General features: G+C 69.9%; 19 protein-coding genes. 13 read left to right on the top strand and 6 right to left on the bottom strand.

Annotation, left to right across the window (positions count from 1 at the left end; all coding sequences use genetic code 11):
- The first annotated feature begins 26 nt into the window (after nucleotides 1-26).
- Nucleotides 27-2,240 carry a transketolase gene (gene tkt, locus CLV67_RS21385; RefSeq protein ID WP_106321058.1) on the top strand — a complete coding sequence of 738 codons (2,214 nt, stop codon included), beginning with the start codon at nucleotides 27-29 and terminating at the stop codon, nucleotides 2,238-2,240.
- Here tkt and CLV67_RS21380 read toward each other — a convergent pair.
- Together CLV67_RS21380 and CLV67_RS21375 are read right to left on the bottom strand one after the other, a co-directional pair.
- Nucleotides 2,235-3,212: a diacylglycerol/lipid kinase family protein gene (locus tag CLV67_RS21380; RefSeq protein WP_106321056.1), complete on the bottom strand. Its 978-nt coding sequence runs from the start codon at nucleotides 3,210-3,212 to the stop codon at nucleotides 2,235-2,237. The genes tkt and CLV67_RS21380 overlap by 6 nt on opposite strands.
- Nucleotides 3,213-3,627: 415 nt before the next feature.
- Nucleotides 3,628-4,566 carry an alpha/beta fold hydrolase gene (locus tag CLV67_RS21375; protein ID WP_203737858.1) on the bottom strand — a complete coding sequence of 313 codons (939 nt, stop codon included), beginning with the start codon at nucleotides 4,564-4,566 and terminating at the stop codon, nucleotides 3,628-3,630.
- Between the two features lie 433 nt (nucleotides 4,567-4,999).
- Here CLV67_RS21375 and CLV67_RS21370 point away from each other — a divergent pair, with 433 nt between their 5' ends.
- The 5 genes from CLV67_RS21370 (at nucleotide 5,000) to CLV67_RS21350 (ending at nucleotide 11,561) form a co-directional block, all read left to right on the top strand.
- Nucleotides 5,000-5,428, top strand: a complete 429-nt coding sequence (locus CLV67_RS21370) for a hemerythrin domain-containing protein (RefSeq protein WP_170153949.1) — start codon at nucleotides 5,000-5,002, stop codon at nucleotides 5,426-5,428.
- Between the two features lie 73 nt (nucleotides 5,429-5,501).
- Complete coding sequence (locus CLV67_RS21365) at nucleotides 5,502-7,319, top strand: caspase family protein (RefSeq protein ID WP_106321052.1); 1,818 nt, start codon at nucleotides 5,502-5,504, stop codon at nucleotides 7,317-7,319.
- A complete protein-coding gene (locus CLV67_RS21360) occupies nucleotides 7,316-8,170 on the top strand; it encodes an AAA family ATPase (protein ID WP_239166955.1) in 855 nt (284 codons plus the stop codon). The genes CLV67_RS21365 and CLV67_RS21360 overlap by 4 nt, the downstream gene beginning before the upstream one ends.
- On the top strand, nucleotides 8,167-9,207 hold the full coding sequence (locus CLV67_RS21355; RefSeq protein ID WP_106321050.1) for a vWA domain-containing protein: 1,041 nt from the start codon (nucleotides 8,167-8,169) through the stop codon (nucleotides 9,205-9,207). The genes CLV67_RS21360 and CLV67_RS21355 overlap by 4 nt, the downstream gene beginning before the upstream one ends.
- The gene (locus CLV67_RS21350; RefSeq protein WP_106321048.1) at nucleotides 9,204-11,561 is read left to right on the top strand and encodes a CHAT domain-containing protein; all 2,358 of its coding nucleotides are present in this window, start codon (nucleotides 9,204-9,206) and stop codon (nucleotides 11,559-11,561) included. Before CLV67_RS21355 ends, CLV67_RS21350 begins: the two co-directional genes overlap by 4 nt.
- On the opposite strand, the gene CLV67_RS21345 is transcribed toward CLV67_RS21350, so the two are convergent.
- Entirely contained in the window at nucleotides 11,538-12,872 is a 1,335-nt protein-coding gene (locus tag CLV67_RS21345; RefSeq protein WP_106321046.1) for a hypothetical protein, read from the bottom strand. The genes CLV67_RS21350 and CLV67_RS21345 overlap by 24 nt on opposite strands.
- 76 nt (nucleotides 12,873-12,948) lie before the next feature.
- Between CLV67_RS21345 and CLV67_RS21340 the strand changes: the two genes are divergently transcribed.
- From CLV67_RS21340 to CLV67_RS21315, 7 genes are all read left to right on the top strand, one after another.
- Entirely contained in the window at nucleotides 12,949-14,325 is a 1,377-nt protein-coding gene (locus CLV67_RS21340) for a hypothetical protein (RefSeq protein WP_106321044.1), read from the top strand.
- A 360-nt stretch (nucleotides 14,326-14,685) separates the two neighbouring features.
- A complete protein-coding gene (locus CLV67_RS21335; RefSeq protein WP_146169246.1) occupies nucleotides 14,686-15,915 on the top strand; it encodes an acyltransferase family protein in 1,230 nt (409 codons plus the stop codon).
- Nucleotides 15,912-16,751 (top strand): hypothetical protein, encoded by an 840-nt coding sequence (locus CLV67_RS51995; protein WP_170153948.1) that lies wholly within the window; start codon nucleotides 15,912-15,914, stop codon nucleotides 16,749-16,751. The genes CLV67_RS21335 and CLV67_RS51995 overlap by 4 nt, the downstream gene beginning before the upstream one ends.
- Complete coding sequence (locus CLV67_RS21330; protein ID WP_170153947.1) at nucleotides 16,748-17,800, top strand: CapA family protein; 1,053 nt, start codon at nucleotides 16,748-16,750, stop codon at nucleotides 17,798-17,800. Before CLV67_RS51995 ends, CLV67_RS21330 begins: the two co-directional genes overlap by 4 nt.
- A gap of 46 nt (nucleotides 17,801-17,846) precedes the next feature.
- Entirely contained in the window at nucleotides 17,847-18,365 is a 519-nt protein-coding gene (locus CLV67_RS21325; protein ID WP_106321352.1) for a SigE family RNA polymerase sigma factor, read from the top strand.
- A 1-nt stretch (nucleotide 18,366) separates the two neighbouring features.
- On the top strand, nucleotides 18,367-19,347 hold the full coding sequence (locus CLV67_RS21320) for a hypothetical protein (RefSeq protein ID WP_106321037.1): 981 nt from the start codon (nucleotides 18,367-18,369) through the stop codon (nucleotides 19,345-19,347).
- Nucleotides 19,348-19,462: 115 nt separating this feature from the next.
- Nucleotides 19,463-19,828 carry a helix-turn-helix domain-containing protein gene (locus CLV67_RS21315; RefSeq protein WP_106321035.1) on the top strand — a complete coding sequence of 122 codons (366 nt, stop codon included), beginning with the start codon at nucleotides 19,463-19,465 and terminating at the stop codon, nucleotides 19,826-19,828.
- Here CLV67_RS21315 and CLV67_RS21310 read toward each other — a convergent pair whose 3' ends face one another.
- The 3 genes from CLV67_RS21310 to CLV67_RS21300 form a co-directional block, all read right to left on the bottom strand.
- The gene (locus tag CLV67_RS21310) at nucleotides 19,829-20,443 is read right to left on the bottom strand and encodes a ClpP family protease (RefSeq protein ID WP_106321032.1); all 615 of its coding nucleotides are present in this window, start codon (nucleotides 20,441-20,443) and stop codon (nucleotides 19,829-19,831) included.
- Complete coding sequence (locus CLV67_RS21305; protein ID WP_106321030.1) at nucleotides 20,440-21,033, bottom strand: ClpP family protease; 594 nt, start codon at nucleotides 21,031-21,033, stop codon at nucleotides 20,440-20,442. Before CLV67_RS21305 ends, CLV67_RS21310 begins: the two co-directional genes overlap by 4 nt.
- Nucleotides 21,034-21,266: 233 nt before the next feature.
- Nucleotides 21,267-23,354 carry an MMPL family transporter gene (locus CLV67_RS21300; RefSeq protein WP_239166954.1) on the bottom strand — a complete coding sequence of 696 codons (2,088 nt, stop codon included), beginning with the start codon at nucleotides 23,352-23,354 and terminating at the stop codon, nucleotides 21,267-21,269.
- Between the last annotated feature and the right edge of the window lie 186 nt (nucleotides 23,355-23,540).

Genomic DNA, 23,540 nt, shown 5'->3' with positions numbered 1-23,540 from the left:
GGATTTCACCACGGGAAGACCCGATCATGAGTCAGTTCGATGTTCCCCCCTCCTTCGGCCGTACCGTGGCGCCGCCTGTCGCCGGCGATGCCGGTTGGACCGAGATCGACGTCCGCGCCGTCGACACCGCCCGGCTGCTCGCCGCCGACGCGGTGCAGAAGGTCGGCAACGGTCACCCCGGCACCGCGATGAGCCTGGCTCCACTGGCACATCTGCTGTTCCAGAACGTGATGCGACACGACCCGGCCGACGACCAGTGGCTCGGCCGGGACCGGTTCGTGCTGTCCTGCGGGCACTCCAGCCTGACCCTCTACATTCAGCTCTATCTCAGCGGGTACGGCCTGGAGCTGAGCGACCTGAAGGCCCTGCGTACCTGGGGGTCGGCGACGCCCGGCCATCCTGAGTTCCGGCATACGCGGGGCGTGGAGATCACCACCGGCCCGCTCGGTCAGGGGCTGGCCAGTGCCGTCGGCATGGCGCTCGCGGCCCGCCGCGAGCGCGGTCTGCTCGACCCGGACGCCGCACCCGGACAAAGCCCGTTCGACCACCATGTGTACGTGGTCGCGTCCGACGGCGACCTGATGGAAGGCGTCACGGCCGAGGCGAGTTCCCTCGCGGGTCACCAGCAACTGGGCAACCTGGTGCTGTTCTACGACTCCAACCACATCTCGATCGAGGACGACACGGACATCGCGTTCAGTGAGGACGTCGCCGCCCGTTACGCCGCTTACGGATGGCATGTGCAAACCGTCGACTGGACCAGCACCGGAACCTATGTCGAGGACGTCGACGCGCTGCTCGCCGCGACCGAGGCCGCCAAGGCGGAGACCGGGCGACCGTCGCTGATCCTGCTCCGGACGATCATCGGCTGGCCGGCGCCGACGAAGCAGAACACCGGCAAGGCGCACGGGTCGGCGTTGGGTGACGAGGAGATCGCCGCCACCAAGACGGTTCTCGGGTTCGACCCGGATGTCACGTTCGCGGTGCCGGAGGACGTGCTGGCCCACACCCGCGCCGCCACGGCGCGCGGGTCCGCCGTACATCAGCAATGGTTGCCGGGTTTTGCGGCCTGGCGCACCGCGAACCCGGACCGGGCCGCCCTCCTCGACCGGCTGCTGAACCGGGACCTGCCCGAAGGGTGGGAGAAGGCGCTGCCGACCTTCGCACCGGACCCGAAGGGGATCGCGACGCGCGCGGCCTCCGGGAAGATCCTCAGTGCTCTCGCGCCGGTCCTGCCCGAGCTGTGGGGTGGGTCGGCCGATCTCGCCGAGAGCAACAACACCACGATGGCCGGGGAGCCGTCGTTCGTTCCCACCGATCGGCAGACGAAGGACTGGGCCGGTGGACCGTACGGGCGCACCCTGCACTTCGGGATCCGGGAGCACGCCATGGGCGCGATCCTCAACGGCATCGCCCTGCAGAGCCTGACCCGGCCGTACGGCGGAACGTTCCTGGTCTTCAGCGATTACATGCGGCCCGCGGTACGTCTCGCGGCGCTGATGCAGCTTCCGGCTACCTACGTCTGGACCCACGACTCGATCGGCCTGGGCGAGGACGGACCCACCCACCAGCCCGTCGAACACCTCGCCGCGTTGCGGGCCATCCCCGGACTGGACGTGGTCCGCCCGGGTGACGCCAACGAGACGGCGGTGTGCTGGCGTACGATCCTGCAACACCACGACCGGCCGGCCGGGTTGATCCTGACCAGGCAGAACGTTCCGGTTCTCGAGCGTGGCCCGGGAAAGTACGCGTCCGCCGAGGGTGCCGCCCGGGGCGGGTACGTCGTGGCCGGCGCCGACGAGCAACCAGAGGTGATCCTGATCGCCACCGGCTCGGAGGTGCAGATCGCCCTGGACGCCCGAACCCTGCTCGCCGGCGAGGGACGCATCGTTCGCGTGGTGTCGTTGCCGTGCCTGGAGTGGTACGCGGGGCAGTCGCCCGAGTACCGCGATGAGGTGCTGCCACCGGCCGTCCGTGCCCGGGTCAGCGTGGAGGCCGGAATCGGGCAGGGCTGGCGGGAGATCGTCGGCGACGCCGGCCGGATCGTCAGCCTCGAACACTTCGGTGCCTCCGCCGACCAGCAGCGTCTCTACCGCGAGTTCGGCATCACCGCCGAGGCCGTCGCCGATGCCGCCCGCGCCACCATCGCGGACGCCGTGGGGCCGGTTCGTCCCGGTGGCGTCCAGCAGGCCGCCGCTCCCACCACGGGCGGGACGGGTGACCGGCCGGCACCGTCATAGACGCGCCGAGTCCAGCCGGTCGGCAGCGGCGTCCGCGTCGACGCTGAGGTCGGGGTCGCCGGCGGGCTGGGGCACGCACAGCCAGAGCGCCTGCGGAAGGACCGAAACGGTCAGCCGGTCGCCGGTTTCGATGAGGTCGCCGTCGAGCTGCCGGGGCTGAGGCCGGTTGCTGATCACTTCGATCCGGCTGCCGCGGAAGACCTCGAGCGCGGGGATCCGTTCATTGCGCCGGATCAGCCCCCACCCCAGTGCCACCCAGGTGCGCAGGGTGTTGGGGGTCAGGACGGCGATGTCCAGGACCCCGTCGTCCGGCTGTGCCTCGCTCAACAGCCTCAGCCCGCCCTGCAGGCGGCCGACATTGGCGACGAGCACCGAACGGGCCCGCCGGCGCATCGGCGTTCCGCCGTCGATGCTGATGGTGACCCGCATCGGCCGGTCCTTGAGATGCTTCATCGCGCCGAGTACGTACGCGGGCCACCCGATGTGCTTCTTCGCGGTGTCCGACGTGGCGTCGAGCATGTGCGCGTCGAAGCCCATGCCCGCCATCACCGCGAAGTGCCGGCCGTCGAGAGTGCCGACGTCCAGACGCCGCAACCCGCCCTCCAGCGCGACCGCGAGACCGGCCGCCAGATCGGTGGACAGCCCGAGGTTGGCCGCGAGTAGGTTGCCGGTACCGGCGGGCAGGACAGCCATCGACACCTCGGTGCCGGCCAGCGCCGACACCGCGGACATCACGGTCCCGTCGCCACCGCAGACGAACACCACCTCGGCGCCCGACTCGACGGCCGCGCGTGTCTGCCCGAGCCCGGGATCGTCCTCGCTCGTCTCGAACCATTGCGGCGCGGGCCAGCCGGCCGCTGCCAGAGTGTCGTCGACGGTGCCGCGCAACCCGGCCATGTCGTCGATCTTCGCCGGATTGACGACGACCGCCGATCGGGGTGCCGGGCCGGTGCGGGTGGTGGTCACGGTCATCGAGGGGACTCGCTTTCGTCGAGGGAGAATTAGGCAGGCTCGGTGCCCGCCAGCTCGCCGTCCGGGTGATCTGCAGCCGGCTGACCATCTGGATCAGCAGGTCGGCGGGCGGCAGCAGCGACAGCGCGAGGCGCAGTGGCCTCCTGGCTTTGACCGAGCTGTGCGTGAGGTGGCGGTGGAATCCGACCGTGACGCCGGCGACCGCGATCAGACAGCCGATGACGCCATGGCGACGACAGGCGTGCTGATGGCTCGACTCCTGGAATGCTGTCGGCCGACGTGCATCGTGCGGACAAGCGTTTGCGGCGAGAGGTGAGGCCGCAGGAGTCTGGACGGCCGCCGGGACCATGCGAGCCACGGCATAGAGATTGATGATCCTGGAATACCCCGGTGCGTGGTCGGCAAACGGCACCGCTCAGGTCAGCGGCGACCGGGCGAGCAGATGGCGCCAGCGGTCCTCGGAGTACTGGAACGCGGTGCTGCCGGCGAGGAACGCGAGCAACGCCGGAAGGATCTGGTCGACGGCGGTCTCGTGCGGGTAGTGGCCCGCGCCGGTGATCTCGACGACGGTGGGATTCGGCAGGAGATCGGCAACGGCCCGGTGATGCCCGGGTGGGATGGTCGCGTCATGATCGCCCCAGGCGACCATGACCGGCAGGTCAGCGAGCAACTGGAGATGGCTGGTCGCGCTGACGGCCTGCCCGCGCCAGTCCAGCACCGAGCGGGCCGTGCGGATGAACGCCCGGCGATGAGTGACTCTGCCGAGCTGGTGCAGGCTTTCGGCCAACGGCCCGGCGTCCTGGCGGGCCGCCACCCCCGGCAACAGCGAGAGCACCGGAACCACTCGGCGGGTCAGCCACCGGGGCAGCAGTGCCATGCCCGCGACGACGACCTCCGCGCCGGGGAGGGTCGCGGCTCGCAGCACCGGGGTGACCTCCGGGCCGAGACCGCCACTGCTGATGAGAACGAGCCGATCGGTACGTTCGGGGAACTGGTAGGCGAATTGCAGCGCAATGCCACCACCCAGGCTGTGACCGACGACGGTGGCACTGCCGTGGCCGAGGGTGATGAGCAGGTCCCGTAAGGCGGTGGCGTGCGCGCCGAGAGAGAAGTCCCCGGCCGGGGGGCCGGACTGCCCGTGTCCGGGCAGGTCGACGGCGATCACGGTGTGACCGGTCGCGAGCGGGCCGATGAGATGCCGCCAGGTCCGGCGGTCTCCGCCGAGACCGTGCACGAGAAGTACGGCAGGCCCGGTACCGGCCGTGGTGTAGGCGAGTTCGCTGCCCAGGATCGTCGTCTCGCGGGTAGAGGGAATGGCGGGTGGGCGGGCACTGCTCTGGGGAGGAGAGGTCACAAACCGTCCTTCATTGCACGAGGTCAGCGGCAGCCGAACATGGCCACCGGGGTCCCGGGCGACTTCTCGAGCCTACGTCGGCCGGCCACGAGCGACGGGACCCGTTCGGCCCGGAACCACAGCGACGCACCAACCGGTTCACTGCTCGCATCCGTCCGGTTTACCGCCCGGCGATCGGGGTAACCGCAACTTGCTGTCATCGATTTCTTTCGCTGGCGAGCGGCCGTCCAGACTTCGCGGCCTCATCATCGTCCACACCCACCGTTTCTCGGACTCATGGTGGGTGGTGCACCAAGGAGTCGTCACTCATGGTCACAGTCGTCTCGCGTCGCCCCGGGCCATTACGCACGGCGTGGGCAGAGTGGGTTGAATCTCCGTTCTCTCCTCGATCCGCCCGCCACCAGATTCGGCAACGTCGATGAGGTTCTCCGACGTGATCGACGTCCTTCTCCGGGAACACGATGAGATACGCCGGCTGTGTGCGGCTGTCGAGCGCAGCGGTGGCCGGGAAAGAGGCCGGCGGTTCGCCGAGCTCTCCCACGCGGTGCACCTGCACGAGCTCGGCGAGCAGAGAGTCGTTCATCCAGCGGTCCGCAACGTGAGCGCCGCCGCTGCCATGATCGGCATGATGCGTCTGGTGGAGGAGACCGCCCTGTTGCTGTCGCTGGACGCCCTCGACGCTCTCCGCGACGGCGATCCCGACTTCGATCCGGGATTCGCCGCCCTACGCCTGGCGATCCTGGAACACCTCACGCGCGAGGAGTTGGACGAGTTCCCGATCCTGCGGCGCCATGTGCCGGTCCAGCGGCTTCACGGGATGGCCGCGGAGCTGAACGACGTCAAGCTCATGGCCGCGGCCTGACTCCGCTCACCGCCACCCCGGCGCGTTCTGTCCGTCAGAAAGGTACGTGACGGACGCGTAGCGGGAGGTTGTCATGACGCGGCGAGCACTGCTGGTGGGGGCACAGACGGGCCGACTGACCGGACCGAACGGCGACGTGAGGACGATGGCTGCGGCTCTCAAGCGGCACGGCTTCACCGACGTGCGGGTTCACATCGACGAGGATGCGAGCCGCGATCGGATCATCGCGGGGTACGAGCGGCTGATCGAGGACACCGCGGCCGGCGACGCAGTGCTGTTCTACTACGCCGGTCACGGGTCGTACGTGATACCGGCCGTGGGGGAACGGGCCGAGGTCGCCACCAACAGCCGCCAGTTCATCGTGCCGACCGACTACGTCGAGCCGTTCGGTGACGACTTCCGGGGCATCACCGCGGTGGAGCTTTCCGTGTTGCTGGAGCGGCTGACCCGCCGTACCGAGAACGCGATCGTCGTCCTCGACTGCTGCCACTCGGCGCTGATGTCGCGCACGCTGGGGACTCAGGTGCCGCGACAGTTGGACGGGCCGACCGTGCTCGATCTCGAGGCCCATCTGCGGCGGCGCTTCGGTGACGACGTACCGATTGATCGAACCGACCCGCTGGGCAACCAGAAAGCGGTCCGGCTGGTGGCGTGTGGCACCCGCGAGGTCGCGTACGAGCAGCGGCCATGGGGTTCGCCGGAGGCGTACGGCCTGTTCACCGCCGCTTTCGTGCGTGCGCTGGACGAGTCGGCGGGGGTGCCGGTCAGCTGGTCGTCGTTGACCGAGCGGATCCGCCGGCTGGTGCAGGAGCAGGAGCCGCATCAACGGCCCGAGGTGGAGGGTCGATCCGAGCGGCGGCTGTTCGAGACCGAGCCGGATCGATCGGCGGGGTCGCTGCCCGTGGTGCGGGTCGGTGATCGCGTTCTGCTTCCTGGCGCGGCCCTTCTCGGCGTCCAGCGTGGTGACCGTTTCGCTGTCAAGGGTCCCGGCGGGACCACCGCGGTTCTGGAGATCGATCGCTGCGAACCGGAGGGAGCGTCTGGTCTGCTGCCGGGCGTGGACCTGCCCGCCGGTACGCAGGCCGTCCGGACGTATGCCGTCGCGCCCCGCATCGCGGTTCAGGTGCCCGCGGCCCTCGACGAGGCCGTCGAGGCCTGCACTTTCGCACGGCCGGTGGGCGCCTTCGAGGAGGCGCCGTTGCTGGTCACGCAGTCGGACGACGGTGGCTTCCTGCTGCGGGACCGGTTCGGGCCGCTGATGCGGTGCGGACCGGACGGCCGCCGTGACCTGGTCGAGTGCATCGAACGCGCCGCCCGCGCAACCGTTCTCCGCAAGGTGCGCGAGGAGTCGGGGTGGGCGTCCGGAGCGCAGGTCGAGGTCGAGTGGGGGCTGGTCGACGAGGGGGCGCGGGATCCGTTGCCGCTGTCGGGCGCGCAGCTGTCGGTCGGTGACTCGATCTTCATCGAGGTGCGCAACAGGAGCGGCGGCGACCTCTGGGTGTCCGTGTTGGACATCGGCGTGTCGTACGGGATCACGCACGTCACCAATCGGGCGGGCTCCGGTGACCGTTTCGCCGACGGCGACTCGTACGTGTTCGGCCTGGACCGGCGTACACGGGAGTTGACCGGCCGGAAGGTGAGCTGGCCGGCCGGTCTGGACCCGGTGTCCAGCCGGCCCGAGACCGTGCTGTTGCTGGTCACGACCGATCCCTACGACGTGACCTCGCTGGTCCAGCCGCCCGTACGCGGCGCCGCCCGATCGCGCGGCCGGGCCGGGTTGCTCTCCCACTTCCTGCGCGGGACCAGCCGTGACTTGACGGGCGCGGACCCGGAGCTCGACGTGATCTCGCTCGAGTTCACGCTCAGCCCGCTCCCGGGGAGCGCGTCGTGATCAACGATCCCGATCAGCTCCGCGACAGGATGGCCGCCCAGGGTTACCTGGCCGGCGACGGGCTCGCCGAGGCCGCCTACCTTTCCCTGAAACTGGAACGGCCGCTCTTTCTTGAGGGCGATCCCGGGGTCGGCAAGACGGATTTCGCCCGCAAACTGGCCGGTGCGCTCGGCCGGGCCTACGTCCGGTTGCAGTGCCATTCCGGTTTGGACGCCGCGCAGGCTCTCTACGAGTGGAACTTTCCCCAGCAGATTCTCGCGCTGCGCTCCGTTGACTCCCCGAGCCGGCGCGAGGAGCTGCTTGAGCAGCTGTACGACAGGAAGTTTCTGCTGCGCCGTCCGATTCTGCGGGCGTTGCAGGACGGACCGGCGGTGCTGCTGATCGACGAGATCGATCGGGCTGACGACGAGTTCGAGGCGGTCCTGCTGCAGGTGCTCGAGGACTACGAGATCACCATTCCGGAGCTTGCCGATCCGATTCCGGCCGCGGTGAAACCGATCGTGGTGCTCACCTCGAATCGGACCCGGGAGGTGCACGACGCGCTCAAGCGGCGTTGCCTCTATTACTGGATCGACCACCCGAAGCCGGATCAAGAAGAACACATCTTGCGCGTACGGGTCCAAGGGCTCTCCGAGCGACTCGCGCGCGAGATCGCCGAGGGCATGGGCCGGGTGCGTGACGATCCGAAGGTCACCAAAGCGCCGGGTGTGGCCGAGGCTCTCGACTTCGCGTCCGCGCTGGTGGCCCGCGATTTCGGCGGGCTGGACGAGAAGTCGGTGCGCGCGACCGTCACCACGCTCGCCAAGGACCACGCCGATCGGGACCGGATCATCCGGCGGTTGCTGCCGTGAACCGCTTCGAGGAGTTCATCGCCCTCCTGCGGTCCCGGGGTCTTGATCCCGGTCCCGACCGGGTCGCGGACGCGGTCGTGGCGCTGGCGTTACTGCCCGAGCAACCGCGCCGAGTGCTGCGGACGACGCTGTGCGGCAGCAAGCGCGATCTCGACATCTTCGACGGGGTGTGGCAGCCGGCCGGGGAACCCGAAGCCGTCTTCCCGCAGTCCGGGCCGGAGCAGGCGTCCGCCGGTTCGGTGGATCGCCAGGACGATCACGAGGAGGCCACCGACGGCGCCGGCAGCCAGACCGGCCTGGCCGTACGTGACGTCCGGAACCTCACCGAGGCCGAGCGCGCCGAGATCGCCCGGCTGATCGCGGAGCTGGCGCCGGCCGCGCGACCCCGGCCGAGCGCGCGGCGCACGTCGGCGGGTCGCGGGCGGATCGATGCGCGCCGGACCGCCCGGCTGATGTTCCGGTCCGGTGGCGAGCCTTACCGGATCCTGCACACCCGGCGATCCCGGAAGCCGCGGCGCCTGCTGCTGCTCGTCGACGTCAGTGGCTCGATGAAGCCGTACACCGACGTGATGCTGCGTTTCGGGCATGCCGCGGTCACCGCCGGACCGGCCTTCACCGAGGTGTTCGCCCTCGGCACCAAGTGGACCAGGCTGACCGGCCCGCTGCTCGAACGCGACGCGGACGCGGCCATGGCCGCCGTTGCCGCGCTGCCCTCGGACTGGGACCGGGGCACGAAGCTCGGGCCCGTGCTGCAGGACTTCCTGCGGCGCTGGGCCGGGCGGGTGGTGGTCCGGTCCGCGGTGATCGTCGTGATCTCGGACGGTCAGGAGTCCGGTGACAAGAGCGTGTTGCCGAACCAGGTGGCACGCCTGTCCCGCCTCGGAAGCGTTCTGATCTGGGTCAATCCGGCACAGGGGAGACCCCGATACGTTCCCCTCAATCCGGGACTGACCCGAAGCCTGCCGTACGCCGCCGAGCATCTGCCCGGCCACACCATCGACGCTCTGCGCCGACTCACGGAGGTGATCGCACGATGAGCGATGTCGACGAGGAAGTACGCCGTGTGCTTTGCCGCGACAGCCTGCTGATGATGGCGGTCGACGCCGACGAGGCGGTCGGGATCGTCCGGCAACGCGAGACCCTCGCGCGGCTCGAGCGGAACGAGGCCACCCTGTTCGAGGCCGCGCTGGAGCACCACCACGACGCCACGCTGCCGGACCGGCAACGGCACGAACGCGCCCGGGCGTGGCGCTACGCGGGGATCATCGTGCAGTTCAGCGACCTGGTGGACATCCCGGTGCGGCTACCGTCGGACTGGGCGAAGCTCACCGCAGCCGACATGTACCGCGAGTCGCTGCGTCAGCTGTTCGACGAGCGCGACGTCGATAAGCCGGACGCAGTACCGCGAGAGCTCGGCACGTACACGATCCATCGCTACCTCGCCGCGCGTGGCCTCCGGCTGAAAGGCGACGTCGACGACGCGATCGACCTGTCCCAGGTCGCTCCGGAGGATGTGTATGCCGGCGGCACCGACGGCTATCTCGGCTATCTGCTCTTCGAGGCGGCCGCCGCGTATGTGGAACAGGGCCAGCCCGATCAGGTCGACGACGTGCTGAGCGAGCTGGACGAACACTGGAGTAGCCGGGCCGCGGCCAGCGGGGGCCGATACCGCACCGATTTCGCCCGCGCGCTTGCGGCCTGGGGTACGGCAGCGGCAACCGACAACCTCATCACCGCCTTCACCCGGGTGCAGCGGCGGCCGGTCATCGATGATTCGCGGCGCGACGTCGAAGAGCTGTCCGTCACGCTGGCACGGGCCGAGCACCTGGCGTTGTATCCGGCCTCGGACCGTGACCGGGCCAAGGCCGTCGTGCTCGCTCGGCGGGCGCTGAGCCTGGCCGACCGGGTGCAGGGCCGGTGGCGTGTCGTCGCCCGGTCCCGGGCGCCGCTGGCCGTGGTGTTCCAGCGCGTCTACGGCGACATCGCGCTGCTGGCCGCCGGCCTCGACGGCCAGGCCGCGGCCGAGCTGGGCCTGCGGGTCGCACTGTCGGCCAAGCAGACGGGGTTCGCGGCCCGCATGCGTACGGATCGAGGTCAGCTCAATGCGGATCAGCGGCTGCTCAATCCCGATGTCGAGGAGATCATCGAGGACATCATGCTGGCCGAGACCGTGGATGATCCGGCCTCGGCGGAGCCCTACCAGCGGGATGACGACGAGATCGACGAGCTGCGTTTCAGGCTGGCCGAGGCGGTGTCGCCGATGCTGGCCGACACCGTCCTTCCCGTGCCCGCCGACCTGGGCGAGGTGCGTCGTGACATCGGCGACAGGTACGCGCTGGACTACTTGGAGGTGTCGGACTCGCTGGCCGTCACCAGATTGTTCCGATGCGTCGTGAGGCCCGGCTGGCACATCGACTTCGAGACGTTCATGCCCTCCGAGCGGTACACCGGTTTCTTCGCGGCCGGACGAGAACAAGGCCGGCTCGCCCGCGGTCGTCGCGATCTGGCAGTCGACGACGAGGATGGCGTGCGAGTCGAGATCGACTGGCTGCGGCTGGCCGACGAGTTGCTTCCGGCAGCGCTGATCGATGATCTCGCGGGTGTCGACCCCGACCATCCGATCGAGCTGCTGATCTCGGCGCACTCCTGGCTGAGCCTGGTCCCCTGGGCCGCCTTGGAACTGGCCGCCGAGGGAACGCGACGGGCGCGGCTGATCGAACGGGCAGTGGTCACCCAGACTCCGGTCTTCACCTGCCTGCGGCGGGAAAGCCTGCCGCCGGTCCGCGGTGACGCCCTGGTGCGGCTGGTCGGCCAGAGCGGTGAAAAAGCTCGACCGGAGGACGGCGTCAACGTTGAGCGGGAGCGGATGGCCTGGGGTCTCGGCGGCGGCCGGGTGGGAGTACCGCTCAGCCATGCTGTCGTGGTCGGCCAGGAACCACCGCAGGAGATCGGCGGGACGCTGGCCGACGCGCTGCGCGGATCGAACACCTGGGGGTTCGCGCATCTCGCCGGGCACGGTGACGGCGCCGGCCTCTCGCAGTATCTGCGGCTGCCCGGCGAATTGATGTCATTCGGGCTGGCACTCACGCTCGACTGGCCGGAGTCGGTGCTGATGGCGTCCTGCCATGTCGGTCAGGTCGTCAACGAGACCGACGCCGAGCCGCTCAGTCTGGTGATGGCCCTGCTGATCGGTGGCGCCCGCTGCGTCGTCGCGGGCATCAGCGCCATCGACGACGAGGGCACCGGCCGGGTCGCGGAGCGGATCGTGCGGCAGATCCGTTCCGCGACGCCGGTGTCGCTCCCGGTTGCGCTGCGCAATGCGCAACGCGAAGCCGTCGACGCCGGGGAACCCGTGCAGAACTGGGGGTTACTCGGCGCCTATGTCCAGTGAGCCGCGCCGGTCGGCCTCGGCCATCGCCGCCGCGATCAGCTCGGCCCGACCGGGCTCCTCGGCGAACCGGCCCAGACCCGGGTGAGCCTGCCGCCATGCGGCGTAGCCGTCGGCGTCGCCGGTCAGCGACCGCAGTGCTTTCACCGACTGGATGAAGAGCGGCATGATCGCCGCACCCATCAGGTTGCCGTGCTTGGGGCCGCCGCCGCTGTTCTCGTCCTCCAGCCACACCGATTCCCGCTCGACCTCGGCGTCGTCCAGCGGCTCGGGCAGCGGGAAACCGGGCACCAGCAACGCGATGTTGAGCCGGAGCTGGTGTTTGGCGCGCAGATGATCCTCATGCATTCGCACCGGTTCGCCGTCGGGGTCGACGATCACCTTGTCGATGAGGTCGTACGCCTCGACGAACGTCTCCTTGAGCTTCTCGCGTTCCTTCGGCCAGGTCCCGGCCAGGACGGGGCGGCGTCCCATGCTCTGCATGGCCGGGCTGAGGGCGAGCATCAGCAGCGCGGCGCGGGCGGTCATGACGGCCGGATTGCGGAAGCCGGAAACCAGTGCCATGCGGTGCTCGTCCACCTGGCGTACCAGGCCGTGTTCCCGCTCGATACGTTGCACCGTTTCCATCGCCCGCTTCCCGGTCCCGATGCCGCCGCCCAGATTGCGATACATCCGCTGCACCCAGCGCTGCTCGTCGCGGATCGTGCCGCCCGGATTGGCCTCGGTCCACCGGCCGATGCCCTGCTCGGGGAAGCGGCAGGCGGTGCCCGTCTCGGCCAGCCCGAGCTGGATCAGCACCTCGTCGAGCTGGAGCAGCAGCGGCTTGGCGGCCGGATCGAGGCCGAGCGTGTCGCTGTAGGCCCGCTGCAACTCGGCGGCCTCCCGATGGATGGAGTACGCGCTGTCGTACGACTTCTCCGTGTCACGCTTCGATTCCGCGAGGGCCTCCGCGCGGAGCGCACCGAGAGCTCGCGGCGCGTACTCCGGCCAGATCAGCTGACGGCTGGCGTTCGCGACGCGAACCACCTGCTCATACGCCGCTTGGCTGGTGGCGTGGCGCTCGCCGGTGAGCGTCGTGAAGCCGGCCCGCACGCGCTGGAGGGAACTCCACGAAGCCTCGTAGATCAGCCAGCCCATCAGCGGCAGTAGTTCGCGCAGCTCGTCGGGCGGCAGCTGCGGACGCGGGTCGACGAGGAAGTTCTTGCGGTAGAGCTGGATCTCCTCCTCTATCAGCCGTACGTCGTCCTCGTCGGTCTGGTGCTTGTGGTAGCGGAAGTCCTCGCACATCTTCCGCAGTTCGCCGGCCGTCAGCATGCGGAATCTCCTCTCCGTCCGGTGACCCCTGTCCGTCAGCTACTGACGGACAGACCATTCGAGGAGGGGCGGCACGGTGCTGAACGCGAATGAGATCCGAACGCTCTGCCAGCAGATCCGCGCCCGGAGCGCCGCGTCCGGGCCGCCGCCGGGCGGGGCGGAGGTCGGGGAGGAACTGGTCGCCCGGATCGAGGCCGATGTCGCCGAGTACCGGCGGCAATTCCTCGGCGAGTCCCGGGAACAACTGCCCCCGGAGGAGCTGCGGGAACTGTTGCCGCTGATGGGCTGGCTGATCTACGAGGCTTCCCTCGACCGGCTGTGGGGTGTCCCGACCGAATGGGACCGGCTGCCCAACGCCGAGGAGTCGGAGGTGGCCGTGGGGTACATCCGGCGGCTGGCCGACGCGGCGCGGGAGCTCGTCTGGCCCGAGTTCGCGCCGCGGGCGCTCGGCGCGATCCGGGTCGACGCGCTCATCGCGTCCAAGATGGACACCGAAACCGGCTACGACCAGGCGTGGAGCCGCCACCGGGAGGCCGCGGAACGGCATCGCGCGTACGCCGACACCCTGGGCACCGCCGCTGACCGCGAGTCGTTTCTCATCGCTCTCGACGAGGTGCTGCTGCAACTCGCGCTGGCCGAGACCGGCACCGCCTGCCGGACGGCCGAGCGGGTGCTCGGCCGCTGGGCCGAGGAGTTCCGGCAGGACGATCCGCGTGCCGAACGCCGGGAAAGCGATCGCTGGACTCAGAAGTTGTTCAAGCAACTGACTGCCGGCGCGGACATCGGACGGCATGCGCTCGACAAGGCTCTGAGGATCAAGAAGGGTATCGGCTTCACCACCAAGGTGACCGAGGAGCGCATGGCCCTGCCGACCGCGCTGCGCAACCCGGCGATCATGACGTGCCGGGCGGTTCTGCTGGTCTACTCGCTCTGCCCGGAGATGCAGCGGCAGCGGCGCCTGCCTCCGGAGGGCGGGTCGTGGGACGCGTACCGGACGAAGTTGCTGGCCGACTTCGACTTCGCACTGACCGCCCTGCTCGAACCGGTGTCGAAGGCGAGTGGCGAGGACTGGCCGCTCAGCAACGACCACAAGAGGTCGCTGGTGCAGATCTGCCTGCACCTGGGGCTGGTTGCGCCTGCTCATGCGCTGCCTCAACCGGTGGTGGTCGACGCCGACCTGACGTTGCACACGGTGAACGACGAGGCGGTGAAACGGTTGTCGGCCTGGTTGGCCGTCGAGGTCGACGGGAAGCTCCGAGGCGACGCGAACATCATCGGATCGGCCTCGAAGCCGGACTTCATCCGTTCCGTCGAGGCCTGCCGGACCGACTCGGGTGCCACCGCCGACTACCGCGAGTGGCGTCGGGAGTGGTTCCGTCTGGACCGTTACGCCACCGTCGAGGGCCGCCGTGAGCGCATCGAACAGATGCTGGACGAGTCGTCGAAGGAGTAACGCCTGACGTCACCTGGCGCGCCGCTACCTGACCGTCGCGCGCGATGAAGGCCTGAACCGCGGAAACGCGGTTCGGGCCTTTTCGTTGTCCGGCCTGTGTGGCGGAGGTACTCGTTAGTGGACGCCTGAAACGGTGGTTCTCGTCGCCGAGACGGCGGTGGGTGGTCGGTCGTGAGCGTGATGGGCCGCCACGCCCACCTTTCCTAATTTGGACAGGCCCAGCCGCGTCCCGTCAATTTCGCCCGGCGAAGAACGGCGAAGAACGGCGACGGCAGCCGCCCGGCGGCGGGGGTTCAGGCCGTGCCTGGTGGGCCGGCGATCGCCGCCCCGTCGTTCGACTGATCTGAGGGGAAGCGGGACGTGGCGATTCCTGGCCAACAACAGCGGCGCCACGATCCGGAGCGGTCCTGGTACGCCTTTGCCGAGGCGATGACCATGGAGCTTCCCCAGGTCGGGCCGCGGCCGCGACCGGGCAGCCTCCGGGCGGACTGGGCCGATCTGGCCAAGGGGCTGTGCATCATCCTGGTGGTGCTCTGGCACGTGATCATGAAGCACTATCTGCGGATCGACTGGCACATCCCGGTGCCGCTGCCGGGCGCCTGGGGCACGTTCGGGGAGCAGTTGCTGCCCCTGCGCATGCCGGTCTTCTTCACGATCTCCGGCATGTTCGCTGCGGCCGCCGTTCAGCGGCCGTGGCGGGTCGTCCGGCGTAGCCGTATCGCCACGTTCTACTACCTGTACGCGATCTGGTTCATCGTCCACACCGTCGTGCTGGCCGTCGTGCCGCGGTTCGACACACTCGCCGCTCGCAACGTCCTCGACGTGCTGGAACAGGTCACCATCACACCGACGAACCTGTGGTACCTGATCGCGCTCGCCGTCTACTTCGTCATCGCCAAGTCGACCCGCCACCTCCCCGCCCCGCTGGTGCTGGGTGCCGCGTTCCTGCTCTCCGCGGCGGCGTCGGCGGGTCTGCTCGCCGGGCCGGGCAACCGGGGGCAGCTCTACCAGAATCTGCTGTTCTTCCTCGCCGGGCTGCGGCTCAAGCCCTGGGTGGAGAGGCTGGCCGCCGCGTCGACGCCACGTCTCGTGATCGCCGGCGGGCTCGGTTATCTCGGCTTCATGGCGGTCGTGCAGGTACTCGGCGCCAAGCAGTGGTTCGGCGTGTGGCCAGTGGCGAGCGCGCTGGCCGTGGTGCTCGGGGTGGCCGGCGCCGTCCAGTTGCAACGGTGGCGGTGGCTCGCCGCGCATCTGACCCGGCTGGGCCGCCGGACGCTGCCGATCTATGTGATCCACATGCCGCTGCTGGCGTTGCTGCACTGGGCGCTTCTGGGGCTGTTCTCCGGGCTCGGCATGCCGGCGCAACTCCTGCTCGCCACGGTTCTGCCGGCAGCGCTCACGGGCCTGATCATCTGGTCGTCGCTGCTGCTGCACGGTGCTCTCATCCGTACCGGCGCCTCCTGGTTGTTCGGTCTTCCGGTCCCTGGCCCGAGGAAGAGTGAGCGGAGCTGGATGGATCAGCCGACGCAGGTGCTGCCCGTGCTGTGGGCGGATCAGCCCACCCGGGAGCTGGCGGCGGTATCACGATGACCAGGGTGGTCCGCGTCGCTCCGTCGCTCACCGGGGCCGCGTTGCTGCTGATCGTCCTCGCCCTCACGGTCGAGGGGCACTATCTGCAGATCGAGTGGCGGACGAGCACCGCCGTGCCCGTTGCCTGGTGGTATGCGGCAGAAGTCGCCGGGGTGCCGGCCGTCCCGTTGTTCCTTGCCGCGGTGGGGCTCGGCCTCGGCGGAATCGCCGACCGGACACTGGCCGACGTACTGCGGACCCGGGTGGCGCCGAACCTCGCCTGGTACGCCCTGTCCGTATCCGCCACCCTGGTCGTGCTGTGGCGGTTCGGGCCGGTGTACGGCCTGCCGCCGGCCCGGGACCCGCGTGAACTCCTCCTGCTGCTGCTGTTCCCGCCGACCGCGCTGGCCCTGACCTACGCCTTGGCGCTGTTCCCGTTGCTCGCCTGGACGATCCGCGGTCTGCCGGGTCCGCTCGTCGTCGCTGCCGCCGTCACGCTGGCGGTCGTGGCCGGTGTGGCCGCCGCCCGCGACCCCGCCTGGGCCACGGTCGCCGAACTCACCCGGAACCTGGTGTTCTTCCTGGTCGGATGGCGTCTCGCGGCGGCCACGCCGGCGCCTCCGGTGACCGGGGCGTTGGCGGCTGTCGGCCGGGCGGCGGCGCCGATCGCCGCCCTCGGCCTGCCCGTGACCGCTGCCGCCGGCGGCATCCTGGTGAGGCGGCTGTCGGTCGTGGACGGTCCACTTCAGATAGTTGTCGCGGTTGTCGAGCCCGTCCTGGTCGTCATCCTCGTCGTGGTGACCGGCCTGATCGGACACCGCCTGCACCAGCTCGTGCCGCGGCCGGTGACACGATGACGCCGCTGCACCGGCTGGGCCGCGCCGCGCTGGTCGTCGCACTGTCGCTGACCTCCGTGGGGTGCGAGGCGGAACCCGGGCACCGGGAACCCGAGGTGGTGATCGCTTTCGGCGGTGACGTCCATTTCGAGGGCCGGGTACAGCGCCTGCTCACCGACCCGGGTTCGGCGTTTGGGCCGGCCGGTCCGCTGCTGTCGGCAGCCGACCTGGCGTTCGTCAACCTGGAGACCCCCATCACCGGGCGCGATCAACCGGAACCCAAGCGGTACGTCTTCCGTGCCGACCCGGCGGCGGCCACGGCCCTGGACGCGGCCGGGATCGACGCGGTCAGCCTCGCCAACAACCATGCGATGGACCACGGGCGGGCCGGTCTCGCCGACACGATCACGGCCGCACGCGCTGCCGGGGTCGGCGTCTTCGGGGCCGGCCAGGACATCGACGAGGCTTTCCGGCCATGGCGTACGGAGGTCCGCGGCATCCGCGTCGCGGTGTTCGGTTTCAGTCAGGTCGACGATCTGGCCGACAGCTGGACCGCCGGACCTGAACGGGCCGGGATGGCGATGGCTTTCGACACCGATCGGGCGGTACGGGCGGTGGCCGCGGCCCGCATGGACAACGACCTGGTCGTGGTCATGCCGCACTGGGGCGTCGAAGGGGACCAGTGCCCCTCCCGTGAGCAGCAGGACTTCGCCCGCCGGCTGTCCGACGCCGGCGCCGACATCGTGGTGGGCGCCCACGCCCACGTCCTGCAGGGTGCCGGGCGGCTCGGTCCCACGTTCGTGGCATACGGGCTGGGCAACCTGCTGTGGTACAGCTCCGGCCTGTTCCCGCCGTTCAGCGCCCGCTCCGGCATCCTGACCCTGACCGTGCGTGGCCGTACCGTCGTCAGGTCCGATTTCGCACCGATCCTCACCTCCGAGTCCGGGCGTCCCCAACTGCTCACGGGAGCCCGAGCCGACATGGCCGGAGAGAACTACGCGGGGCTGACCCGGTGCGCGGAGCTCAGCGCTCCCGGGCCGGGACGTCTGCAGAATTTCCGGATCGGCTGACAACTTCTTTGCGAGAATGCGTGTCTTCCCTCGTGTGACGACCGTGATGAGGCACCGACCGGCCGGGGCGGCGAGCGGCATGGAGCAGGATTTCCGGGTTTTCGTCCAGGAGTTCGCCGAATCGCTGCACCGCACGGCGTATCTGCTGTGCGGGGACTGGCACCAGGCCGACGACCTCGTGCAGGAAGCTCTGGCGAAGGCGTACAGCAACTGGCGCAAGGTTCAGCGGGCTGACAGCCCGTCCGCGTATGTGCGGCGAATCCTGATCAACGAATCGCGGCGTACGTGGCGGCGGAACCGGCACAGTGCCGGCCAGTCCGGCGCCTACCCGGCTGATTTCGCCCAGGCCGACATGTCTGACGACGTGGTGAACCGCGCCGAGCTCATCGAGGCACTGCAGTCGCTGACCGCCCGGCAGCGGGCGACCGTCGTGCTGCGGTTCCTCGAGGGCCTGAGCGAGCGGGAGACCGCCACGATCCTCAGATGCAGCCTGGGCACCGTCAAAAGCCAGACGAGCCGCGCGTTGGTCAAGCTCAAGTCCGTCCTGAACAGGGGAGAGAACTGACATGTCGTACGACACCGAACAGCGCTTGAGCGCGGCCATGCGGAACGCCGCGGGCGACCGGCCGTACGCGCCGGATGTCGACCGGATCGAGGGCCGTGGAAAGCAGCTCCGTCGCCGGCGTCTGGCCTGGGGTGCGACCGGTGGCGGCGCCTTCGCGATCGCGGCCGTCGCGGCCGTCGCGGTGACGGTCACCGGCGGCGGCGTCCAGGCCCCGGCGCCGAACCTGGCGAAGCCGGCGGCGACGAGTGGCGCGGCCACGGCAGCGGCCGAAGAGGCCCCGATGGTCCAGCTCGTCTCCTACCTGACGACCGCCCCGCAGCCGACGGGCGACGCGACACTGCTCCTGCGCAGCCAGGTGCAGTCCGACGGCAGCAAGATCGACGTGTGGGACCTGCACGCGGACAACGGCGACTATTACTTCGCCAAGAACCGTGGCGCGCTGCCCGCACAGGTGGCCGGCAAGAAGCTGCAGGGGGAGACGGACGGTCGTCGCAAGGTGGTCGCCGCGGCCAAGGCGGCGGCCACGGGCGATCTGAACGATGCCCGCGCCAAGATGGCACTGGCCTACATGCCGGCGAACCCCAAGGTCGAGCCGACCATCGAGGCGCCCGGCGCCCGGCACACGCTTCCGGCTGAGGTCGCCAAGATCAAGGGCGTGCCCGGTGGCGTCGTCGGCAACACCACCGACAACTGGGTGTGGAACAACTCGATGGACGCGCTGATCGTGGGCGCCGGCGACCCGGTCGTCCGGGCCGGAGTCCTGCGTCTGCTCGGGCAGATGCCGGACGTCGCGGTCAAGGAGGGCACGTTCAAGGGCCAGGCGGTGTTCACGCTGACCGCGGGCAAAATCATCACCGGTGGCCCGGAGACGCTCACCATCAACGCCGAGACCGGTCTGCCGATCAAGTTCACCTCGGGCGGGACGACCAACTACACGGTCACCCGGGTGACCATCGATGACGTCCGTCAGGGCGAGTTCTGACGGTACGAGGCGACGTAGGGCCGGCCCGCCCGCCGGCCCTACGTTCTGCTCTGCTGCTGGCAGAACCGGGCGCGATCGGGTGTCGGCGGCGGCGACGGCTCACTACCGTCGGCACATGGCAGACGTGACGTACGGACCGCGGCCTCTGTTGCGCACCCTGCTCGGCGAGGTGCTGCGGCGCCGCCGGCTGGAGCAGGGGCGGACCCTCGCCGAGGTCGCCCGGGACGCGTGCGTCTCGGTGCAGTACCTGTCCGAGGTCGAGCGCGGCCGCAAGGAGGCGAGCTCGGAGATCGTGGCCGCCGTCTGCGACTCGCTGGGCATCGGACTGGCCGACCTGCTGGCCGAGGTGGGGCGCGATCTCACGGTGCATCGCGCCCCCGTTCTGCGGCTGGACACGGCCCGGCTGAGCCGCGCGGCCATCGCGCCGCGCGGCCCCCGATCCGGCGGAGTGTCCGGCGATGTCGTCCTGCTCGCCGCGTGATCAGGCGGCGTTGAGCCGGTAACTGCGGGGTTCACGCCGGGTGATGACCCGATCGGCGAGGCCGTAGGCGACGGCCTCGGGCGCCGTCAGGGTCATCCGGCGGTCGGTGTCCTCCCGGATCTTGGCGATCGAATGACCGGTGTGCTCGGCCAGGATCTGATCCATCTCGGCCCGGACCTTGGCCACCTCCTTGGCCTCCACCGCCAGGTCCGGCAGCGTGCCGCGGGCCTGGCCGGACGGCTGGTGCAGGGTCACCTTCGCGTGCCGCAGCACCGACCGCTTGCCCGGAGTCCCGGCCGCGAGCAGTGCCGCGGCCGCCGACGCGGCCTGGCCGACGCAGGTGGTGGCGATGTCGCACCGTACGAAATGCATGGTGTCGTAGATCGCCGTCAGCGCGCTGAAGGAGCCGCCCGGGGAGTTGATGTACAGCCCGATCTCCTGTTCCCCGGTCGATTCCAGGTGGATCAGCTGGGCGATCACCACGTTGGCGACCCCGTCGTCGATCTCGGTGCCGAGGAAGATGATCCGGTCCGACAACAGGCGGGAGTAGATGTCGAAGGCGCGTTCCCCGCTCGGCGTCTTCTCGACGACGGTCGGGATCGTGTAGTGGCTCATGCGCTGAGTCCCATCGGCTGGCGGGTCGTGTCGGGGCGTACGTCGTCGACGCTGTCGAGGACCTGGTCGATGAGGCCGTACTCGAGGGCCTCCTCGGCGGTGAACCAGCGATCACGCCTACTGTCGCGTTCGACCGTGTCGATCGGCTGCCCGGTGTGCTCGGCGGTCAGGCGCAGCAGAGTCCGGCCGAGCCGCTCCAGCTGGTTGGCGTAGATCTCGACGTCCGCCGCGGTGCCGCCGAACCCGGCCGAGCCCTGGTGCATCAGGATCTGGGCGTGCGGCAGCGCGTACCGCTTGCCGGGGGTGCCGGCGGTGAGCAGGAACTGCCCCATGCTCCCGGCGAGGCCGAGTGCCAGCGTGCTGACGTCGTTGGGGATCAGTCGCATGGTGTCGTAGATCGCCAGCCCGGCGGTGACCGAACCGCCCGGCGAGTTGATGTACAGGTGGATGGTGCGCTGCGGGTTCTCCGCGGACAACAGCAGCAGCTGCCCGCAGATCCGGTTGGCGAGTCCGTCGTCGACCTCGGACCCGAGCACGATGATGCGCTGTTGCAGCAGCTGGATGGACAGCTGGTCGTCAACGGGATGCATGGTTCTCTCCTCCGGCTCGGCCCTGCGTGCCGTCTCCACCTTCAGCGCGGCGGCACCCGCCGGCCAAGCCGATCTGCGGTCAGCAGATGAGTCACGGGGCCGCGGAAGGTGACCCGGGATCGACAGGCCGGTTCCATAACCGGAGTCGTGACCGGCACCGACGGCGCGGCCGACATCGGCACCGCCACGAAGACCGGCATTCCGCTGTCCGGTGTGAAGACGCTGAACCTGACCTACTGAGCCGGGTACGCCGGCCCGCGGCTGCGAATCCGTCGCAGCGGGGCCGGCGCCCACCAGTTCCACTCGCCGAGCAGGGCCATCAGTGCTGGTAGAAGCAGACCCCGTACGACCGTGACGTCCAGCAGCAGGGCGACAGTCATCGCGAACCCGATCTCCTTGACCGCCGTCAGGTCGCCGAGAAGGAACCCCAGGAACACCACGCCGATGCACAGGGCGGCGGCGGTCACGACCGGGCCCGACTTCTCGATGCCGCGGAGTACGGCCTGATCGCCGGCCACGTCCCGTTCCTCCCTGATGCGGGCCAGCAGGAACACCTCGTAGTCCATCGACAGGCCGAAGACGAAGACGAACAGCAGGACCGGTGTGGTGACGTCGATCGCGCCCCACGAGTCGAAACCCAGCAGGGTGTCACCCGCGCCCCACTGGAACACGACCACCAGCGCGCCGAGGGTGGCGAGCAGGGTCAGCACGTTCATCAGCAACGCCTTGAGCGGGATCACGAGCGAGCCGGTCAGCACGAACAGCAGCACCGTCGTGGACAGCAGCACCACCAGCAGCGCCACCGGGAACCGGGCGGCCACCGAGTCACGGTGGTCGACCAGTTCCGCAGCGGCACCGCCGACCAGCACCGGGAACGGCGGATCCAGGTCGCGGATCGCCGTCACCAGCTCGCGGGCGGCGGGGTCGGCGGTCTCGCCCCCGGGCGTCACGTCGATGACGGCGGCCGGTCCGGTGATGTCGGGGCGCGGTTGCACCCGCAGCACTCCGTCGAGGGTGTTGAGGGCGTTCAGGTAGTCCCGGACCGGGGCGCCGGCCGGGTCGGCGTCGATCACCACGACGACGGGGTCGGCCTGGCCGCCGAAGTCGCGCTGCACGGCCTCGTGCAGCTTGCGCGCCTCGGCCGAGGCGGGCAGCGCGCGGGCGTCGGAGTTCTCGAGGTCGACCGCGAACAGGAACGGCGTCGACATCACGAGCAGTCCGCCGATGACGGCCAGCGCGACCGGCGCGGGCCTGGCCTGCGCGAAGGTGGCCAGTCGCACGAGCAGGGACGTCCCGGTGGTGCGGCGGGGCGCGGGGATGCGGCGGTGGGCCACGGCGATGAGCGCGGGTACGACGGTCAGCCCGGCCGCGGTCGCCAGCAGCACCGCGACCGCACCGCCGAGTGCCATCGCGCCGAGCAGCGGTTCGGCGAAAACGGTCAGGCCGAACATCGTGGCCGCGACGGCGAGGCCGGAGATCAGTACGGTCCGGCCGGCGGTCGCGGTGGTGCGGGCGATCAGCTCGGCGACCGGGGCCTCCGGTCCGGCGACGCGCTCTTCACGGAACCGGGCCACCACCAGCAGCGCGTAGTCGACGGCCAGCCCGATGCCGAGCAGCGTGACCACGTTGACGGTGAACTCGCTGACCTCGGCGAGCGCGGTCAGCCCGAACAACCCGAGCAGCGTCACCGTCACGGTCGCCAGCGCGGCGGCAAGCGGGATCAGACCGGCGACGAAACCACCGAGAATCAGGATCAATATCCCCAGCAGTACGACGATCGCGACCGACTCACCGAACGCCGCGTCGGCCAGGGCCTGGTCAGCGAACGCACGCTCGGCCAGTTTCTCGCCGCTGACCAGGACCTCGGGCGCGTCGATGCGGTGCAGGGCGTCGGCGACCGCGTCCTCCACCCGCTCGCGCCGGTCGTCGGGCAGGCCCCGGTCGAGCTCGACACGGATGAGCGAGTGCCGGTTGTCGGCACCGATCCGGCCGCCGGGAGCGCCGTACAGGTCCTCGACCCCGGCGACGCCGTCCATCCCGCGGATCCCGTCGGTGACCGCCGTGACGTCCGCGACCAGGGCGGGGTCGTACACGTCTCGCCCACCGACGACGGCGATGATCATCGGACCCTCGGGCAGCAGGCGGTCGGCCCGCTGCTCCGCGAGCTGCGACTCGGCGTCCGGCCGCAGGCTGTCGGTGGTGGCGAGCCGGTCGAAGACCTGTCCGCCGAGAACGAGCCCGGCGGTGATCAGAACCAGCCAGGCGCCGAGCAGTGGCCACCTCCGGCGGGCACACCAGCGGCCGAGTGCAGCCAACATCATCGGGACATGCAAACACGGATGCCGGTCATCGATCGACGTGCATCGTCCGGACGTACGGCCAGATCTGCCCGGTCGGCGGCCGGTCGAGTCGGACAGCCGACGCCTTGCGCCTCCGTCCTCCACTTAGGATTCCTGCACCGCATGGTGTTCCGCGTATGGGGGAGGGGAATGCCCGTGCTTCGGCGT

Source organism: Actinoplanes italicus, from assembly GCF_003001815.1.
Lineage (GTDB): Bacteria > Actinomycetota > Actinomycetes > Mycobacteriales > Micromonosporaceae > Actinoplanes > Actinoplanes italicus.
The sequence above is the reverse complement of the archived record's forward strand: the minus strand, read 5'-3'. Positions and strand labels throughout refer to the sequence as shown.

Bases quoted from the DNA above. Each gene is read 5' to 3' on its own strand.
- CLV67_RS21310 (WP_106321032.1), bottom strand. From the start codon at position 20,443: ATGAGCCACTACACGATCCCGACCGTCGTCGAGAAGACGCCGAGCGGG.
- CLV67_RS21315 (WP_106321035.1), top strand. From the start codon at position 19,463: ATGGCAGACGTGACGTACGGACCGCGGCCTCTGTTGCGCACCCTGCTC.
- CLV67_RS21300 (WP_239166954.1), bottom strand. From the start codon at position 23,354: ATGATGTTGGCTGCACTCGGCCGCTGGTGTGCCCGCCGGAGGTGGCCA.
- CLV67_RS21325 (WP_106321352.1), top strand. From the start codon at position 17,847: ATGAGGCACCGACCGGCCGGGGCGGCGAGCGGCATGGAGCAGGATTTC.
- CLV67_RS21350 (WP_106321048.1), top strand. From the start codon at position 9,204: ATGAGCGATGTCGACGAGGAAGTACGCCGTGTGCTTTGCCGCGACAGC.
- CLV67_RS21320 (WP_106321037.1), top strand. From the start codon at position 18,367: ATGTCGTACGACACCGAACAGCGCTTGAGCGCGGCCATGCGGAACGCC.
- CLV67_RS51995 (WP_170153948.1), top strand. From the start codon at position 15,912: ATGACCAGGGTGGTCCGCGTCGCTCCGTCGCTCACCGGGGCCGCGTTG.
- tkt (WP_106321058.1), top strand. From the start codon at position 27: ATGAGTCAGTTCGATGTTCCCCCCTCCTTCGGCCGTACCGTGGCGCCG.
- CLV67_RS21380 (WP_106321056.1), bottom strand. From the start codon at position 3,212: ATGACCGTGACCACCACCCGCACCGGCCCGGCACCCCGATCGGCGGTC.
- CLV67_RS21365 (WP_106321052.1), top strand. From the start codon at position 5,502: ATGACGCGGCGAGCACTGCTGGTGGGGGCACAGACGGGCCGACTGACC.
- CLV67_RS21330 (WP_170153947.1), top strand. From the start codon at position 16,748: ATGACGCCGCTGCACCGGCTGGGCCGCGCCGCGCTGGTCGTCGCACTG.
- CLV67_RS21305 (WP_106321030.1), bottom strand. From the start codon at position 21,033: ATGCATCCCGTTGACGACCAGCTGTCCATCCAGCTGCTGCAACAGCGC.
- CLV67_RS21345 (WP_106321046.1), bottom strand. From the start codon at position 12,872: ATGCTGACGGCCGGCGAACTGCGGAAGATGTGCGAGGACTTCCGCTAC.